The organism is Streptomyces sp. ActVer (genome assembly GCF_027270795.1).
Lineage (GTDB): Bacteria > Actinomycetota > Actinomycetes > Streptomycetales > Streptomycetaceae > Streptomyces > Streptomyces umbrinus_A.
The window spans coordinates 1-16,848 of sequence record NZ_JAPWHT010000218.1 but is presented as its reverse complement, the minus strand read 5'-3'; the positions used below and the strand labels follow the sequence as shown (position 1 = coordinate 16,848).

Below are 16,848 nucleotides of genomic sequence, written 5' to 3'. Positions count from 1 at the left end.
GGGCGCGGCGGGGGTGGCGCTCGTCGCCGCGGTGGGGGTCGGCGCGTGGCTCGCCACCTCGGGTGACGACGCGGGCGCGACGCCCTCCGAGACGGAGACGTCGGCGCCGGCTTCGCCCTGACGGGCCGCTGCTTTCCTTCGAGTGCGGGCCCGGCGGGGGCTGGTCGCGCAGTTCCCCGCGCCCCTGGGTGGGTGGGGGCCGGCGTCGTGTGTGAGCTGCGGGTTCGTTTGGGCTGAGCGCGCAGTTCCCCGCGCCCCTTGAAGGCAAGGGCTACCACCCCTGAAGACGAAAGACAGGGGCGGTAGCCCGTCTTTCGTCTTCAGGGGCGCGGGGAACTGCGCGCTCAGCCCCCGCCGGGCCCGCGGACGACAACCGGAGCCCAGCAAACACAAGCCCCCCGTTCCACCGGCGGAGCCACTTCGTGGAGCCGTTACGCTGGAGGCGTGGCAGTCGTCGATGTATCCGAAGAGCTCAAGTCCCTCTCCTCGACCATGGAGTCGATCGAGGCCGTCCTGGACCTCGACAAGCTGAGGGCAGACATCGCCGTGCTCGAGGAGCAGGCGGCAGCGCCGTCCCTGTGGGACGACCCGGACGAGGCGCAGAAGATCACCAGCAAGCTGAGCCACCTCCAGGCGGAGGTGCGCAAGGCCGAAGCGCTCCGCGGGCGTATCGATGATCTCAGCGTCCTCTTCGAGATGGCAGAGGAGGAGGACGACCCGGACACCCGCGCCGAGGCCGAGACCGAGCTCACCTCCGTCAAGAAGGCGCTGGACGAGATGGAAGTCCGCACCCTGCTCTCCGGGGAGTACGACTCCCGCGAGGCGCTCGTCAACATCCGCGCGGAGGCCGGTGGCGTGGACGCCGCCGACTTCGCCGAGAAGCTGCAGCGCATGTACCTGCGCTGGGCCGAGCAGCACGGATACAAGACAGAGGTCTACGAGACCTCGTACGCGGAAGAGGCCGGCATCAAGTCGACCACCTTCGCCGTCCAGATCCCGTACGCGTACGGGACGCTGTCGGTGGAGCAGGGCACGCACCGGCTGGTGCGGATCTCGCCCTTCGACAACCAGGGTCGGCGCCAGACCTCCTTCGCGGGTGTCGAGATCCTCCCCGTCGTCGAGCAGACCGATCACATCGAGATCGACGAGTCCGAGCTCCGGGTGGACGTGTACCGCTCGTCCGGGCCCGGCGGCCAGGGCGTCAACACGACCGACTCAGCGGTGCGGCTCACCCACCTCCCCACCGGAATCGTCGTCTCCTGCCAGAACGAGCGGTCGCAGATCCAGAACAAGGCGTCCGCGATGAACGTGCTGCAGGCGAAGCTCCTCGACCGGCGCCGGCAGGAGGAGCAGGCCAAGATGGACGCCCTCAAGGGCGACGGCGGCAACTCCTGGGGAAACCAGATGCGTTCGTACGTCCTGCACCCGTACCAAATGGTCAAGGATCTGCGCACGGAGTTCGAAGTCGGAAACCCCGAGGCCGTTTTCAATGGCGAGATCGACGGGTTCCTGGAGGCCGGAATTCGCTGGCGCAAGCAGCAGGAGAAGTAGGCGACATTTGCAGGCGTCGCTTTGTCGACAGGGCAACTGCCATCCACTGGACGGCAGTTGCCCTTTGTGTAGGCCGATGTCTGGGTTTTACATCACACTCACATGACGCTGTGCCGGTCAAATGAGCTTGATCTGGACATCGCGGTCGCAACGACCTTGACGTTGCATTGAAAAGTGGGAAAGCTGACGCGCGGCATGCGTATCTCTGGGGCGCATGTGAACCGGGGGCTCCATCGAGCTTTCCCCGACGTCGCGGCCCCGGGCGCTGCACCATTGACGATGAGCTACTGGGGGTAGCAACCAGATGACCAAGAAGACGCGCATCCGGATCGCGCGGATAGCCGCCGGCGCGGTGATCGCCGCCGGTGCCTCGCTGACCGCCGCCGGTGCCGCCTCGGCTCTCGACGTCGGTGTCGAGGTGGGCGGTCTGAACGTCGGCGCCAGCGCCGACAAGAACGGTGTCGAGGTCGGCCTCAATGTCGAGGACCCGACGACCCCGGCCCCGACTCCCACCGAGCCGACCGAGGACCCGACGGTGATTCCGACGGACCCGGAGCCGACGGACCCGCCCACCACCGATGACCCGACCGAGCCCACCGATGAGCCCACCGAGCCCACGGAGGACCCGACCGACGAGCCCACCGATGAGCCGACCGACCCGGGCAACGGCAACGGCAACGGTGGCGGCGGCAACGACACCGACCCCGACGGCGGCTCCCAGCCGGTCGAGCAGGGCGCGGGCAAGGAGAGCCTGACCGACACCGGTTCGGACACCTCCGCCCAGGGCACCGGCGGCGAGCTGGCCGAGACCGGCGCCGCCGAGAACATCACGTACCTGCTGATCGGCGCCGCGACGATGATCGCCGGCGGCATCGGCTTCCGTATGCTGCCCCGCCTGATGAACGGCCGCGGCGCGGCTGCCTGACGGACGTCATGGGCGTACACGCGCGTGAGTGCGTGACGTGAGTGCGTGAGAAGGGCCCGGAGCTTGAAGCTCCGCGCCCTTCTCATGTTCTTGTCCGCGCGTTGTCGCCCGCTGCCGCCGTGCCTTGTGCGTGCCCGCTCGTGCCTCGCGCGCGTCCTACGCGGTCTGGTGGGCCAGCAGGGCCACTGCCGCGATCAGGATGGCGAGCAGCGCGATCAGCGCCATGGGGTTGAGGCCGCCTCCGAAGGGGCCCTCCTGCTGCAGTCGCGCACGGTTCGCGCGGCAGACGGGGCAGCGGCCCTCGTTCACGGGCGCGGCACAGTTCGCGCACACCAGCCGGTCGTACGTCATGCGCTCGCCCTCCTTGCACCGGTTCCACGTACACAACGCTCTCGGGAACGGATACGTTCCCCCTCCACTGTGCCAGGTTCCTCCGGAGGGTGCGCGGGTTCTTGTGCGGGGGCTGGGCAGGGCGCCTCCTGAGGGGTGGCTTGCGTTGTCCCGCGACTACAGGCTGTGTGTGGTTGTCGCGCCCACGCGGCGGAGCCGCATATCGATACAGCCCCGCGCCCCTTCGCGGCGCAGCCCCTCTCTCAGGTTGCCCCGCACAAAAGCGCACAACCCTTGCGCAACCTCTCCCGGCGACTGCGCGCGCGTACCCGGGTCGCGTATGGTCACGCTCATCTACCCCCGATATCCCCGACGGCCTGTGGTGCATCCGTGATCCGATTCGACAACGTATCCAAGGTCTACCCCAAGCAGACCCGCCCCGCTCTGAGGGATGTGTCCCTGGAGGTCGAGCGAGGCGAGTTCGTGTTCCTGGTGGGGTCCTCCGGCTCCGGAAAGTCCACCTTCCTGCGGCTGATCCTCCGCGAGGAGCGGACCAGCCACGGCCAGGTGCACGTCCTGGGCAAGGACCTCGCGCGCCTCTCCAACTGGAAGGTGCCGCAGATGCGCCGCCAGCTCGGGACGGTGTTCCAGGACTTCCGGCTCCTGCCGAACAAGACGGTCGGCGAGAACGTCGCCTTCGCGCAGGAGGTCATCGGCAAGTCGCGCGGCGAGATCCGCAAGTCCGTGCCGCAGGTGCTCGACCTCGTCGGGCTCGGCGGCAAGGAGGACCGGAGGCCCGGTGAGCTGTCCGGTGGTGAGCAGCAGCGGGTGGCGATCGCGAGAGCGTTCGTCAACCGGCCCAAGCTGCTGATCGCGGACGAGCCCACCGGAAACCTCGACCCGCAGACCTCCGTCGGCATCATGAAGCTGCTCGACCGGATCAACCGGACGGGCACGACCGTGTTGATGGCGACGCACGACCAGAACATCGTGGACCAGATGCGCAAGCGCGTCATCGAGCTGGAGAAGGGCCGACTAGTCCGCGACCAGGCGCGCGGCGTGTACGGCTACCAGCACTGACCGCGACCTCCCTCACGCTCGCGGATTCACCGCGGAGCAGGGGGAGGGCTCCCCACGCATCCGCCACGGAAAGGCCTGAGAAGACGCCATGCGCGCCCAGTTCGTTCTGTCGGAGATCGGTGTCGGTCTCCGCCGCAATCTGACGATGACCTTCGCGGTCGTCGTCTCGGTCGCCCTGTCCCTCGCCCTGTTCGGCGGTTCGCTCCTGATGAGCGACCAGGTGAACACGATGAAGGGCTACTGGTACGACAAGGTCAACGTCTCGATCTTCCTCTGCAACAAGAGCGACGCGGAGTCCGACCCCAACTGCGCCAAGGGAGCGGTCACCACCGAGCAGAAGAAGCAGATCCAGACCGACCTCGACAAGATGTCCGTCGTCGAGACCGTCTCGCACGAGTCCAGCGACCAGGCGTACAAGCACTACAAGGAGCAGTTCGGCGACTCCCCGCTGGCTGCCTCGCTCACCCCGGACCAGATGCAGGAGTCCTTCCGCATCAAGCTGAAGGACCCGGAGAAGTACCAGGTCATCGCGACCGCCTTCGACGGCCGTGACGGCGTGCAGTCCGTGCAGGACCAGAAGGGCATCCTCGACAACCTCTTCGGGCTCCTCAACGGCATGAACTGGGCCGCCCGGGCGGTGATGGCGATGATGCTCGTCGTCGCGCTGATGCTGATCGTCAACACGGTGCGCGTCTCGGCCTTCAGCCGTCGGCGTGAGACCGGGATCATGCGCCTGGTGGGCGCCTCCGGCTTCTACATCCAGGCGCCGTTCATCATGGAGGCCGCGGTCGCCGGACTGATCGGCGGCGGGGTGGCGTGTGCCTTCCTGCTGATCGCCCGGTACTTCATCATCGACCACGGTCTGGCCCTGTCGGAGAAGCTGAATCTGATCAACTTCATCGGCTGGGACGCCGTTCTCACGAAGCTGCCGCTCATCCTCGCGACGAGTCTGCTGATGCCCGCGCTTGCCGCGTTCTTCGCGTTGCGCAAGTACCTGAAGGTGTGACGCATGCCAAGAGGGCCGTACCGGCAAGCACCGGTACGGCCCTTCTCGTTGTCCTAGACTCACCGGCATGTCAGGCCGCGACCTGTTCTGTCAGCCCCGCCGCTTCGGCCGCGGGGCGGCCCTGACGTTGGTCTTCGCGAGCGTTCTCGCGGCGGGCGCCGCGACCGGCTCGTTCGACACCCCCGGCCGCAAGAGCGCCTCCCCGTCCAACAGGTCCGCCCCGGCGGGCCACCAGGAGGACGTCGCCGACGCCGCCGCCGAGGCGATGGCCGACGGCAAGTCCCCGGTCGAGGCCGCCGAGCGGGCCGTCAGCCGCAGCGGCGACCGGTGGGGCGCGGTCTACTCCCAGGGCGAGTACGAGGAGTTCGAGGAAGCCCTCGACGGCCAGTACACCGGCGTCGGCCTGTGGGCCCGGCGCGAGCGCGACGGACGTATCGAGGTGACCCGGGTGCAGTCCGGCTCGCCCGCGCAGGCCGCCGGGATCCGCCAGGGCGACCGGCTGCGCAGTGTCGACGGCCGCCGGGTCGACGGCAGGCCCGTCACGGAGGTCGTCTCATTACTGAGGGGCGACGCCACCGACGCGAGCGCCGGGACGACCGTCGCTCTCGGCCTTGAGCGCGGCACGCGCGCGTGGCGCGAGACCCTGCGCCGGGCCCGCCTGTCCACCGACTCCGTGACGGTCCGCGAACTGCCCGGCGGCGTCACCGTGATCAAGGTCGCCGCCTTCACCAAGGGCTCCGGAGACCTCGTACGGACCGCCGTGGCCGACGCCCCCACGGGCACCGGGGTCGTCCTCGATCTGCGCGGCAACTCCGGCGGCCTGGTCACCGAGGCCGTCACCGCCGCCTCCGCCTTCCTCGACGGCGGCCTCGTCGCCACGTACGACGTGAACGGCGACCAGCGCGCCCTGCACGCCGATCCCGGCGGTGACACCTCCAGACCCCTGGTCGCGCTCGTCGACGGCGGCACGATGAGCGCGGCCGAGCTCCTCACGGGGGGCCTGCAGGACCGCGGCCGTGCGGTCGTCGTGGGCTCCAGGACCTTCGGCAAGGGCTCGGTCCAGATGCCGAGCCGGCTGCCCGACGGCTCCGTCGCCGAGCTGACCGTCGGGCACTACCGCACCCCCTCCGGCCGCGGGGTCGACGGTCGCGGCATCACCCCCGACCTGGAGGCCGAGAAGGGCGCGCTGGAGCGGGCCGAGACCGTACTGAGCGGGCTCGGCGACCCCTCGTAACCGACCGGACACGGCTTTCCGGGCCGATGGTCCGCATCTCCCGTAATCGGCTTTCCCTCGTGGGCCCCTCTAGTGCGAAAATGGCCAGCACTATGAGCAAGGGCATGTACGTACCGAAAGAATCCCAGCCGAAGCAGGGAGGGGGCACCTCCGGCAAGGTCAAGGACGGCAAGCGCAGGATCGTCGCGCAGAACAAGAAGGCGCGGCACGACTACGCCATCATCGACACCTACGAGGCCGGGCTCGTCCTCACCGGCACGGAGGTGAAGTCCCTGCGCCAGGGCCGGGCCTCGCTGACCGACGGCTTCGTCCAGATCGACGGGAACGAGGCGTGGCTGCACAACGCCCACATCCCGGAGTACAGCCAGGGCACGTGGACCAACCACACCGTGCGCCGCAAGCGGAAGCTGCTCCTGCACCGCGAGGAGATCGACAAGCTGGCGTCGAAGTCCGAGGAGACGGGTCACACGATCGTGCCCCTCGCCCTGTACTTCAAGGACGGTCGCGCGAAGGCCGAGATCGCGCTCGCCCGGGGCAAGAAGGAGTACGACAAGCGGCAGACCCTGCGCGAGAAGCAGGACCGGCGGGAGTCGGACCGGGCGATCGCGGCGGCCAAGAGGAAGCAGCGGGGCCAGTAGCGGGCCGGTGGGCGCCCCGCCGCCGGGAATACGGTGGCATGGGTGCGCGTTGGTCACGTACGATGGCACTGCACCTTGTAGCGGGTGCACACCTCTTCGCTTGGAGAAGTTCCGAAGAGGATTGAAAAATCAACATGGGGATGATCGGTTTCGACAGCGGATGTTGAAGCAGGGGAAGCGTGTCGAGGAAGCGGCAATGATCTCGTTAACCATATGTCGCAACCAATAATCGCCAATTCCAAGAGCGATTCCCAGTCCTTCGCCCTCGCTGCCTAATAAGCAGTGAGTGAGGGACCCTAAAGGGTGTCAGCCCGGGGGTGTTCCCGACCCGGACCCTGGCATAATCTAGGGAACTAAACCATCGAGCCCGGTCACGGGGTTCGATGGGAAATCAAACAGTGACTGGGCCCGTCGGCGACTTGTTCGCGTGATCACCGGGGCCGAGAAAATCGAAGCGAACTGCACACGGAGAAGCCCTGATTCTGCACCGGTGGACGCGGGTTCGATTCCCGCCATCTCCACTCATCCCATGTTAAACAAAGGCCCCGCTGCCCAGGCAGCGGGGCCTTTGTCGTGGCTGGGCCTTTGTCGTTGTCTGCGGGGCACACGCCGCGCGGTTCCGCCGTGGGGGTTCGGCTGACTCCTTCCGGACGCCTACTGTCCACAGGGCGCGTCGTCCGGGATGCTCCTGTGGCATGAGTAGACCCGTGAGTAGAACCGCGAAGAGTTCTGGGGAGCGCGTCAACTCCCGTATGAAACGGTGGATCTGGCCCGTCGTGATCGGGCTCGCGGCGGCCGCGCTCGGTTCGGGTTCGCCGGCCGGGGCGGACGCCGACCGGAGCGGACTGCCGGAGGCCATCGACACCATCCTCGGGGACAGCCGGATGGAGGGCGGGGCGGCGAGCGTCGTGGTCGCCGATGCCGCGAGCGGCGACGTGCTGTACCAGCACCGGCCGACCGAGCGCCTGATGCCCGCCTCCAACACCAAACTGCCCACCTCGGCCGCGGCGATGGAGATCCTCGGCCCCGACCACAGGTTCACGACCGACGTCCTGACGAACGGCAGGCGTCAGGGCTCCGTCCTGCGCGGCGATCTGTATCTGCGCGGCAGCGGTGATCCGACCGCACTCGCCAAGGACTACGACAAACTGGCCGCCGACCTCGCCGCGTCCGGCGTCACCCGTGTCGACGGGCGGCTCCTCGCCGACGACACCCGCTTCGACAGCTCGCGGCTCGGCCGGTCCTGGGCCGCCGACGACGAGTCCGCGTACTACTCGGCGCAGATCAGCGCGTTGAGCGTCGCGCCCGACACCGACTACGACACCGGGACCGTGATCGTGGAGGTCGCGCCGGGCGCCGAGGCCGGGGACGAGCCGACCGTCACCGTCACGCCGAAGACGGACTACGTCGACCTGGACGTCCGGGCCACGACCGTCGCCGCGGGCGGCTCGAACGACCTCACCGTCGAGCGGGAGCACGGCACCAACACCATCGTGGTCAGCGGTACGACGCCCGTGGGCGGCTCCGGCGCCACGGAGTGGGTGAGCGTCTGGGAGCCCACCGGGTACGCGGCCGCCGTCTTCCGGGACGCGCTCGCCGCGCACGGGGTGAAGGTGACCGGGCCGACGCGGCTCGGACGCGCCACGCCCGCGGGGGCACGGCAGCTCGCCTCGCACGCCTCGATGCCCCTGAAGGAACTGCTGATCCCCTTCATGAAGCTGTCGAACAACATGCACGCCGAGATCCTCACCAAGGCCATGGGCGTGAAGGTCTCAGGGGAGGGGAGCTGGAGCGCCGGGCTCGCCGCCATCAGTAGCTACGCGAAGGGTGTCGGTGTCGACACGGGCAAGCTGCGGCAGGTCGACGGGTCGGGGCTCTCCCGGATGAACAACTTCACCGCCGGCCAGTTCAGCAAGCTGCTGCTCGCGGTGCGGGCCGAGCCCTGGTACGCCGACTGGTACAAGTCCCTGCCGGTCGCCTGCGGCCCCGACCGCTTCGTGGGCGGCACCCTGCGGACCAGGATGTGCGGGACACCCGCGGCGCTCAACGCCCGTGGCAAGACCGGCTCGTTGACCGGGGCGTCCGCGCTCTCCGGGTACGTGACGGACGCGGACGGACGCGAACTCGTCTACAGCATCGTGCTCAACAACTACCTCGCCTCCTCCGTGAAGCCGCTGGAGGACGCGATCGTGGTGACGCTGGCCCGATCCACGGCGGACGAGGCCGTACCCGTGAAGCCGGGCACCGCGCGGGCCGCCGAGCGGAACTCGGACCTGGAGTGCTCGTGGCGCAAGCCGGGGGAGTGCTGAGCGAGTGAGGTGCGGTCCAGCGCGTCTCTTCGGCGCCCTGGACCGACCAGGGCTCTGCGCGGCCGTGGCATCGTGCCCAGGGGCACGGCCCACGGGGTCACGGCCGCGGCATCGTGCTCGCCCGTACCGTCAGCCGTGGCGAGAGCAGTGTGGCCTCCGGTACGGTAGTGGCCCCGCCGAGCTTCCTCATCAGCAGTTCCACCGCTCCCGTGCCCACCTCGGCGGTCGGCAGGGCGATCGAGGTGACGGGGACGCGGGTCTGCTCGGCCACCTCGTCCGGGCAGATCGCCGTGACCGACAGATCCCCGGGAACCCGTAGGCCGAGGGACTCGAACGCGTCGATCAGCGGCTCCAGGACCGGTTCGTTGTGCACCACGACACCCGTCAACGCGGGCCGCTCCCGCAGGAGTCGCTCGGCGACCTGCCGGGCCGCGGCGGGAGCCGCCTCGCACGGGTGCACCGAGGAGGACAGCCCGTTGCGGTCGGCCGCGGCCGTGAAGCCCTGGACCACGCGCTGGGCGAACCCCGTCTCCCGTACGTACACCTCGGGTGGCGAGCCCACCAGGCCGATCACCCGGTGTCCGAGGCCCGCGAGATGCTCGACGCACAGCTCGCCCGCCGCCCTGAAGTCCAGGTCGATGCAGGTCAGCCCGGCGGGCTCGGCCGGGAAGCCGATGAGCACCGACGGGCGGTCCAGGGCGCGCAGCAACGGCAGGCGCCGGTCGTGGAGCTGGACGTCCATCACGATCAGCGCGTCCACGAGGGCGGTGTCCGCGACCCGCCGCAGTCCGTCCTCGCCCTCCTCCTGCGTGAGCAGCAGCACGTCGTGGTCGTGCCGGCGCGCGGCCGTCACCACGGACACCGCGAACTGCATCACCACCGGCACGTGGATGCCGGCCCGTAACGGCACCACCAGCGCCAGCACGTTCGACCGGCTGCTCGCGAGGGCCCGGGCGCCCGCGTGCGGCCGGTAGCCCAGCTCGCGGATGCTGTCCTCGATGCGCTGCCTGGTCTCCTCGGAGATCGGGCGCTTGCCGCTCAGCGCGTACGAGACGGTGCTGGGGGACACCCCCGCGTGCCGTGCCACGTCGGTGATCTTCACCATGCTCAGCCCCGCTCCTGCTCGGGTCCCGGCTCGGGGGATGCGGATCCCGGACCGAGGGACTCGGGGCCCAGTTCGAGGGAGAGGAACCCGGTCCCGGCCTTCGCCCGCGCCACCCGTTCCCCGGCCGCCAGCGCCCAGGACGCCGACGGATCGCTCGACGAGGCCCGCAGTGTGTCACCTTCGCGTACGACGGTGAAGGTCACGCCGTCCACGGGCACCGTGACCTGCGCGCCGCGATCGAGCCCGTACACGTGCAGGGTCACCCCGTCGGCGTGCGGATAGTCCGGCCGGTCGTCGACGGCTCCCACCGGGACCACCGCGCCGGGCCTGACGAGGAGTGGCACGCTGGAGAAGCCGTGCTTCTCGCGGACCCAGCGCGGTCCGGTCACCGGGCGTCCGGTGAGGAAGTGGGTCCAGGTGCCCTCGGGCACGTAGTACGACACCTCGCCGTCGTCGGAGAACACCGGCGCGACCAGCAGGTCCGGGCCGAGCATGTACTGCCGTTCCAGATGCGCGCACCCGGGGTCGTCCGGGAACTCCAGGAGCATCGCGCGCATCATCGGCACGCCCTCGGTGTGCGCGGTGCGGGCGGACTCGTACAGATACGGCATGAGGCGCAGCTTCAGCCGGGTGAACAGGCGCAGGACGTCCACGGCCTCCTCGTCGAAGAGCCAGGGCACCCGGTAGGAGGAGCTGCCGTGCAGGCGGCTGTGCGAGGAGAGCATGCCGAAGGCGAGCCACCGTTTGAACAGGGCCGGTGTCGGGGTGCCCTCGAAGCCGCCGATGTCGTGGCTCCAGTAGCCGAACCCGGAGAGGCCGAGCGACAGGCCGCCGCGCAGCGACTCGGCCATCGACTCGTAGGTCGCCTCGCAGTCGCCGCCCCAGTGCACGGGGAACTTCTGGCTGCCGGCGGTCGCCGAGCGCGCGAAGACGACGGCCTCCGCCTCGCCGCGGTGCTTGCGCAGCACGTCGAAGACGGTCCGGTTGTAGAGGTAGGTGTAGTAGTTGTGCATCCGCTCGGGGTCGCCGCCGTCCGCGTACGCCACGTCGAGCGGGACCCGCTCCCCGAAGTCGGTCTTGAAGCAGTCGACGCCCTGTGCGAGCAGCGCCTCCAGCTTCGACGCGTACCAGTCACGGGCGGCCGGACTCGTGAAGTCGACCAGCGCCATGCCCGGTTGCCACAGGTCCCACTGCCAGACGCTGCCGTCCGGCCGCTTCAGCAGGTGCCCGAGTGCCTTGCCCTCCGCGAACAGCGGGGAGCGCTGCGCGATGTACGGGTTGATCCAGACGCTGATGTGCAGCCCGCGCTCCTTCAGGCGGGCCAGCATCCCCTCCGGGTCGGGGAAGACCCGGGGGTCCCACTCGAAGTCGCACCAGTTGAACTCCCGCATCCAGAAGCAGTCGAAGTGGAAGACGGAGAGCGGGAGTTCGCGCTCCTTCATGCCGTCGATGAAGGAGGTCACGGTCGTCTCGTCGTACGACGTGGTGAAGGACGTCGACAGCCACAGCCCGAACGACCAGGCGGGCGGCAGCGCCGGGCGGCCGGTGAGGGCCGTGTACTTGCGGAGGATCTCCTTCGGGCTCGGGCCGTAGATCACGTAGTACGTCAACTGCTGTGTCTCGGCGCTGAACTGGACCCGGGACACCGCCTCCGAACCGACCTCGAACGACACCCGGCCCGGATGGTCGACGAACACGCCGTAGCCCGCGTCCGTCAGATAGAACGGCACGTTCTTGTAGGCCTGTTCCGTGGCCGTGCCCCCGTCGGCGTTCCACATGTCGACGACCTGGCCGTTCTTGACCAGCGGCCCGAAACGCTCGCCGAGGCCGTAGACCTGTGTGCCCACACCGAGGTTGAGCTGCTCGCGCAGATAGTGGCCGCCCGTGCCCGCGTCCCGCATGATGCCCATGCCCTTGGCGCCGCTGGTGGTCAGGGTGCGGCCGTCCGCGAGGAAGTCGACGTGCCAGGGTCCTGTGCGGCTCACCCGCACGGACAGGGCGCCCGCGGTGAGGGTCGCGGACTCCTCGTCGTACTCGGCGTGGGCCTGGAACTCCTCCTTGCCCAGCTCGAATTGGGGCCCGCGCGGCTCCTCGCCCTCGAAGTGCGTGAACGTGACGCCGATGACGTCCGGCATCGGCGCGTGTGCGCTGATCGTCACGACCGGTCCCTTCAGCAGGTCGCCGCGGTGGCGGATGGGCTGGGTCGGCGCGTGGATCGCCAACGCGCCCTGCCCGGCGGTCACATCGAGGACCTCGACCGGGTGGGCCGCGCTCACGCCCTCGCGCAGCATCCAGTAGCCGTCGGTGAACTTCACACGCACACCCCTTACTTGACCGCGCCCACGGCGATGCCGCGGGTGAGCGTCCGCTGGAAGACGAGGAAGAAGACGAGGGCGGGCAGGACACCCAGGAGCGCGGCCGCGTTCGTCATCGTGGCGTCCATCAGGCGCTGGCCCTGGAGGACGCCGAGCGCCACCGACACGGTCTGGTTGTCGTTGGAGATCAGCATGACCAGGGGGAGCAGGAACTCGTTCCAGGTCCAGATGAAGAAGAAGACGAACAGTACGCCGATGGTGGGCCGGCTGACCGGCACCACGATCCGCCACAGCACCTGCCACTTGTTCGCCCCGTCGATCCGGGCGGCCTCGATGATCTCGCGGGGGAACTGCCCGAGGACCGAGGCGAGGAGATACGTGCCGAAGGCGGCCTGGATCACGATGAAGACGATGATCACGCTGAGCCTGGTGTCGTACAGGCCCGCTTCCTTGCTCAGGTAGTAGACCGGGTAGACCAGCGCCTCCTGCGGCAGCATGTTCGCCAGCACGAAGAAGGCGAGCACCCAGGTGCGGCCCCTGATCCGGCCGATGCCGATCGCGTACGCGTTGAGGACCGACAGGACGACGGCGCCCAGGGCCACCGACCCGCTGATGAGCACCGAGTTGACCAGCTTCTGCCCGAAGTCGACGCGCTCCCAGAAGTCCTTCAGACCGTCGAGGTAGACGCCCTCGGGAAGGCTCAGCGGGCCGTTCGACGAGTACTCGGCGGGCGACTTCACCGCGTTGACGGCGACGATCAGGAAGGGCAGGACCATGAAGAGGGCCCCGATGAACAGGGCGACGAGCACGGGATAGCGGCGGAGGGCTGTCATCGGGCGGCTCCCTGCTCGGCGGCGGTCATCGCACGACCCCCTGTTCCGCGTCCTCGGCACGCGTCTGGAGCTTCAGGCCGGCCAGCGCGAGCGCCAGGATGATCACGGTCAGGACGGTGGAGATCGCCGCTCCGTAGCCCACCTGCGTCTTCTCGAAGAAGGTGGTGAAGGAGAAGTAGGAGGGCACGTTCGTGGCCCCGCCGGGCCCGCCCTTCGTGAGGACGTACACCGCGCCGAACACCTTGAGCGCGGCGATCGTGCACCACAGGAGCACGACGTAGATCTCGGGCCTGATCTGCGGCAGTGTGATGTGCCAGAACCGCCGCCACCAGCCGGCCCCGTCCAGCTCGGCGGCCTCGTACAGCTGCGGGTCGACGCGTTGCAGGCCCGCCATGAAGACGACGAGCGGGAAGCCGATCTGCACCCAGACCATCACGCCCATGACGGTGTAGAGCGCGAGGTCGGGGTCGCCGAGCCAGTCCTGCTGGAGGCTGCCGAGGCCGATGGCCTTGAGGAGCTCGTTCAGCGAGCCGTTCTCCGGCGCGAGGATCCAGCTCCACACGATGCCCGCGACCGCGATCGGCAGCACCTGCGGCAGATAGAAGCAGGCCCGCAGCACGGCGACCGTCCTGCTGCCGAAGTGCTTGCCGACGAAGTCGAACAGGGCGGCGGCGAGGACGAGTCCGACGACGGTCGGTACGGCCGCCATCGCCACGACCATGAACAGGCTGTGCCGGAAGGACGCCCAGAACTCCGAATCGTCCATCAGCTCCCGGTAGTTGGCGAGCCCGGTCCACTTCGGCGTACCCACGCCCTGCCACTCGGTGAAGCTCACGCCCGTGTTCATCAGGAACGGCACGACGATGATCGCGAAGAAGGCGAGCACTCCGGGGAGCAGGAACAGCGCGTACGAGTCGCGGGGGCGGCGCGGTCCCTTCGCGCGGTGATGCGCTTCGACAACATCACCGCCGCGACTGCCCGGGCCGCGCCGACTGCCCCGTCCGCCCCGGCCGCCCCGTTCGACGGTGACCGTCATGGGGCCTGTACGCCCTTGTCGTACGCCGATTCCACCGCGTCCAGGTAGGCGTCCGGCTTCGCGCTCCCCGTGATCAGCTTCTGCGTCTCGGAGACGAGCACGTCGTAGAAGCCGGCCACCGGCCAGTCGGGGTAGAAGGCCAGACCGTCCCGCTCGGCGAGGGTGTTGAAGTTGGCGATCAGCCCCTTGGACCGCGGGTCCGTGATGGCGGCGGGGTCGGCGGCCACCGGGACTCCGCCGTTGTTGCCGAGCAGGTTCTGGATCTTCTTCGACATGGTGATGTCGATGAAGTCGTACGCCAGGTCCTTGTTCTTGGCGCCCTTGGGGACCACCCAGAGGTTGCCGCCCGAGCCGAGGGTCATGTTCGAGTCCGGCCACAGGAAGGTGCCCCAGTCGAACTTGCTCTCCGCGACGAAGCGGCCGTACCACCAGCTGCCGGAGAACAGGATCGGGCTCTTGCCCTGGATGAAGGAGACCCCGGCGTCCTCCGCCTTCGTGCCGGTGGACTTCTCGCTGATGTAGCCCTTCTTCACCCAGTCGGCGAAGGTCTCGGCGCCGTACGTCCAGGCGGCGTCGCGGAAGTCGGGCTTGCCCTTGTAGAGCTCGTACGAGTCCACCCAGGAGCGGTCGGCCTTCGACAGCGCCAGCTGGTAGAGGTACTGCTGGGCCACGTACTCGGCGCCCGCGTTGGCGAGCGGGGTGATGCCCTCGTCGACGAACGTGTCCATGGCGGCGGTCAGTTCGTCGAACGTCTTCGGCTCGGCTATCCCGTACTTCTTGAAGAGGTCCTTGTTGTAGAACACCATCGTGTACTCGGCGTAGTTGGGGATCCCGTACCACTTGCCGGAACCCATCACGCCCTTGGCGTCGTACTGGCTGGTGGTCCGCACACCGGCGCTGAGCTTCTTGTCCCAGCCGCGCTCGGTGGCCTCCGCCGACAGGTCGGTGAGAAGCCCCTGCCGGGAGAGGTGCCCGGCCGTCGCGTTGCCCTTGTTGTACTCCATGAGGTCGGGCGCGTCATTGGAGTTGAGGACCATCGGGGCCGTCTTCTGGATCTGTTCGAAGCCCTTCTCCTCGAACTTCACCTTCACGCCCGGATGGGTCCTCTCGAACTCCTTGATGGCCTCTTTCCAGGCCACGCCCATCGCGCTGTTGGGCGCTTCGTAGTGCCACAGTTTGAGTGTCTTCCCGTCGGAGGACCCGCTGTCCGAGTCGCCGCCGCAGGAGGCCAGCAGCAGGGTGGTGCTCACCACCGCCGCGGCCGCGGCCATCACACGCCTTCGTGCCGTCAACATCCAGTGCCTCCGGGGGAGTCGGATGGGATATCGGGACATCACGCAGCGTTCATCGAATCGATTCGATGCGTGATGTCGAAGCGCTTCGACGGGGGAAGGTATGTGGGGGCTGTGGGCGCGTCAATGGGGTGCGCGCGAATTGGGGCGGGTGTTCGGTGGGTCGGACGAGGGAGGCGGGCGGGGTGTCCTCAGCGGCGGGCCTGGCGCTGGGCTGGGTCCGGGGCCGGGTCCACGGCGTGGGTTGGGGCCGGGGCCTGGAGGTGGGCTGAGGCCGGGGCTCGGCGGCCCGCCGTCGTCGTGACGGAGATCAGGAGGGCGGCCGCCGCCGCTGCGACCGGTACTCCGTATCCGGCGGTCGCCGACACGTGCTCCACGACCCATCCGCCGGCCGCTGCCCCGCACGCGATCCCGCCCAGCAGCCCGGTCACCGCCAAGGTCATCCCTTCGTTCAACCGGCCCTCGGGCGTGCGGTGCTGGACCAGGGTCATGCCCGTGACCATGGCGGGGGCGGTCGCCATCCCGGCCACCAGCAGAGCCCCGGCGAGCACCGCGAGGGAACCCGTGAGCGAGGCGGCCAGCAGCGGCAGCCACATCAGCAGGGCCATCGCGGCGAGGCTCCACGGGTGGCGCCGCTCGGCCGGGCCCGCCGGCTTCAGAGCCCCGTAGAGAAGCCCGGCGGCGCATGATCCGGCCGCCTGGAGCCCGAGAACCATCCCGGCCGCAGCCCGGTGCCCCTGCGCGTCGGCGAACGCGATCGTCACCACCTCCATCGAGCCGAACACCGCACCGGTGGCGAGGAACCCGACCAGCAGCGGCGGCATCCCGGGTGCTCGGACCGGCGACCGGGTGGCTGTGGCCGTACGGCCCCGGGCGGGCGGTTCCGTCGAGCGCTGGGCGGCGAAGGTCAGCACGCCGGTCAGCAGCAGGGCGACTCCGACGAGGGTGCCCGCCTCAGGGAACAGGGCCCCGCACAGGAACGCGGCCAGTACCGGCCCGAGCATGAAACACAGCTCGTCGGCGGCCTGCTCGAAGGAGTTCGCGGTGTGGAGGCGTACCGGATCGCCCTTCAGCAGATGCGCCCAGCGCGCCCGGGACATGCCGCCGGTGTTGGGCGTGGTGGCCGTGGCGGCGTACGCGGCGAACAGCGTCCAGTCGGGCGCCCCGTACCGGACGCAGAGCACCAGCGAGATC

General features: G+C 69.1%; 14 protein-coding genes and 1 other RNA gene. 8 read left to right on the top strand and 7 right to left on the bottom strand.

Features of this window, described 5'->3' with window-relative positions; translation table 11 throughout:
* The first annotated feature begins 444 nt into the window (after positions 1-444).
* Both prfB and O3Q52_RS30275 read left to right on the top strand, forming a co-directional pair.
* Entirely contained in the window at positions 445-1,551 is a 1,107-nt protein-coding gene (gene prfB, locus O3Q52_RS30280) for a peptide chain release factor 2 (protein WP_269651879.1), read from the top strand.
* A gap of 304 nt (positions 1,552-1,855) precedes the next feature.
* Positions 1,856-2,476: an LPXTG cell wall anchor domain-containing protein gene (locus O3Q52_RS30275; RefSeq protein WP_269651878.1), complete on the top strand. Its 621-nt coding sequence runs from the start codon at positions 1,856-1,858 to the stop codon at positions 2,474-2,476.
* 156 nt (positions 2,477-2,632) lie between these two features.
* Here O3Q52_RS30275 and O3Q52_RS30270 read toward each other — a convergent pair whose 3' ends face one another.
* Positions 2,633-2,827, bottom strand: a complete 195-nt coding sequence (locus tag O3Q52_RS30270) for a hypothetical protein (protein WP_055615824.1) — start codon at positions 2,825-2,827, stop codon at positions 2,633-2,635.
* Positions 2,828-3,196: 369 nt separating this feature from the next.
* On the opposite strand from O3Q52_RS30270, the gene ftsE reads away from it, so the two are divergent.
* From ftsE to dacB, 6 genes are all read left to right on the top strand, one after another.
* Positions 3,197-3,886: a cell division ATP-binding protein FtsE gene (gene ftsE / locus O3Q52_RS30265; RefSeq protein WP_269651877.1), complete on the top strand. Its 690-nt coding sequence runs from the start codon at positions 3,197-3,199 to the stop codon at positions 3,884-3,886.
* An 88-nt stretch (positions 3,887-3,974) separates the two neighbouring features.
* The gene (ftsX, locus tag O3Q52_RS30260) at positions 3,975-4,892 is read left to right on the top strand and encodes a permease-like cell division protein FtsX (RefSeq protein ID WP_269651876.1); all 918 of its coding nucleotides are present in this window, start codon (positions 3,975-3,977) and stop codon (positions 4,890-4,892) included.
* A 67-nt stretch (positions 4,893-4,959) separates the two neighbouring features.
* A complete protein-coding gene (locus O3Q52_RS30255; protein ID WP_269651875.1) occupies positions 4,960-6,126 on the top strand; it encodes a S41 family peptidase in 1,167 nt (388 codons plus the stop codon).
* A gap of 104 nt (positions 6,127-6,230) precedes the next feature.
* Entirely contained in the window at positions 6,231-6,764 is a 534-nt protein-coding gene (gene smpB / locus O3Q52_RS30250; RefSeq protein WP_269651881.1) for an SsrA-binding protein SmpB, read from the top strand.
* Between the two features lie 136 nt (positions 6,765-6,900).
* Positions 6,901-7,288, top strand: a transfer-messenger RNA (tmRNA) gene (gene ssrA, locus O3Q52_RS30245).
* Between the two features lie 228 nt (positions 7,289-7,516).
* Positions 7,517-9,073: a D-alanyl-D-alanine carboxypeptidase/D-alanyl-D-alanine-endopeptidase gene (gene dacB / locus O3Q52_RS30240; protein WP_269651880.1), complete on the top strand. Its 1,557-nt coding sequence runs from the start codon at positions 7,517-7,519 to the stop codon at positions 9,071-9,073.
* 97 nt (positions 9,074-9,170) lie between these two features.
* On the opposite strand, the gene O3Q52_RS30235 is transcribed toward dacB, so the two are convergent.
* The 6 genes from O3Q52_RS30235 to O3Q52_RS30210 all read right to left on the bottom strand — a co-directional run.
* The gene (locus O3Q52_RS30235; protein ID WP_269651874.1) at positions 9,171-10,178 is read right to left on the bottom strand and encodes a LacI family DNA-binding transcriptional regulator; all 1,008 of its coding nucleotides are present in this window, start codon (positions 10,176-10,178) and stop codon (positions 9,171-9,173) included.
* A 2-nt stretch (positions 10,179-10,180) separates the two neighbouring features.
* Positions 10,181-12,493, bottom strand: coding sequence for an alpha-xylosidase (gene yicI / locus O3Q52_RS30230; RefSeq protein WP_269651873.1), 2,313 nt, complete (start codon positions 12,491-12,493; stop codon positions 10,181-10,183).
* A gap of 11 nt (positions 12,494-12,504) precedes the next feature.
* The gene (locus O3Q52_RS30225) at positions 12,505-13,326 is read right to left on the bottom strand and encodes a carbohydrate ABC transporter permease (RefSeq protein ID WP_269651872.1); all 822 of its coding nucleotides are present in this window, start codon (positions 13,324-13,326) and stop codon (positions 12,505-12,507) included.
* Between the two features lie 25 nt (positions 13,327-13,351).
* Positions 13,352-14,362 (bottom strand): carbohydrate ABC transporter permease, encoded by a 1,011-nt coding sequence (locus O3Q52_RS30220; protein ID WP_269651871.1) that lies wholly within the window; start codon positions 14,360-14,362, stop codon positions 13,352-13,354.
* A complete protein-coding gene (locus tag O3Q52_RS30215) occupies positions 14,359-15,657 on the bottom strand; it encodes an extracellular solute-binding protein (protein WP_269651870.1) in 1,299 nt (432 codons plus the stop codon). Before O3Q52_RS30215 ends, O3Q52_RS30220 begins: the two co-directional genes overlap by 4 nt.
* A 188-nt stretch (positions 15,658-15,845) precedes the next feature.
* Positions 15,846-16,848 (bottom strand): MFS transporter (locus tag O3Q52_RS30210; RefSeq protein WP_269651869.1); only part of this gene is annotated, 1,003 nt, incomplete at its 5' end.

Coding starts and splice junctions, on each gene's coding strand:
- O3Q52_RS30275 (WP_269651878.1), top strand. CDS start 1,856: ATGACCAAGAAGACGCGCATCCGGATCGCGCGGATAGCCGCCGGCGCG.
- O3Q52_RS30270 (WP_055615824.1), bottom strand. CDS start 2,827: ATGACGTACGACCGGCTGGTGTGCGCGAACTGTGCCGCGCCCGTGAAC.
- ftsX (WP_269651876.1), top strand. CDS start 3,975: ATGCGCGCCCAGTTCGTTCTGTCGGAGATCGGTGTCGGTCTCCGCCGC.
- O3Q52_RS30225 (WP_269651872.1), bottom strand. CDS start 13,326: ATGACAGCCCTCCGCCGCTATCCCGTGCTCGTCGCCCTGTTCATCGGG.
- O3Q52_RS30215 (WP_269651870.1), bottom strand. CDS start 15,657: ATGTTGACGGCACGAAGGCGTGTGATGGCCGCGGCCGCGGCGGTGGTG.
- smpB (WP_269651881.1), top strand. CDS start 6,231: ATGTACGTACCGAAAGAATCCCAGCCGAAGCAGGGAGGGGGCACCTCC.
- O3Q52_RS30255 (WP_269651875.1), top strand. CDS start 4,960: ATGTCAGGCCGCGACCTGTTCTGTCAGCCCCGCCGCTTCGGCCGCGGG.
- O3Q52_RS30235 (WP_269651874.1), bottom strand. CDS start 10,178: ATGGTGAAGATCACCGACGTGGCACGGCACGCGGGGGTGTCCCCCAGC.
- O3Q52_RS30220 (WP_269651871.1), bottom strand. CDS start 14,362: ATGACGGTCACCGTCGAACGGGGCGGCCGGGGCGGACGGGGCAGTCGG.
- dacB (WP_269651880.1), top strand. CDS start 7,517: ATGAAACGGTGGATCTGGCCCGTCGTGATCGGGCTCGCGGCGGCCGCG.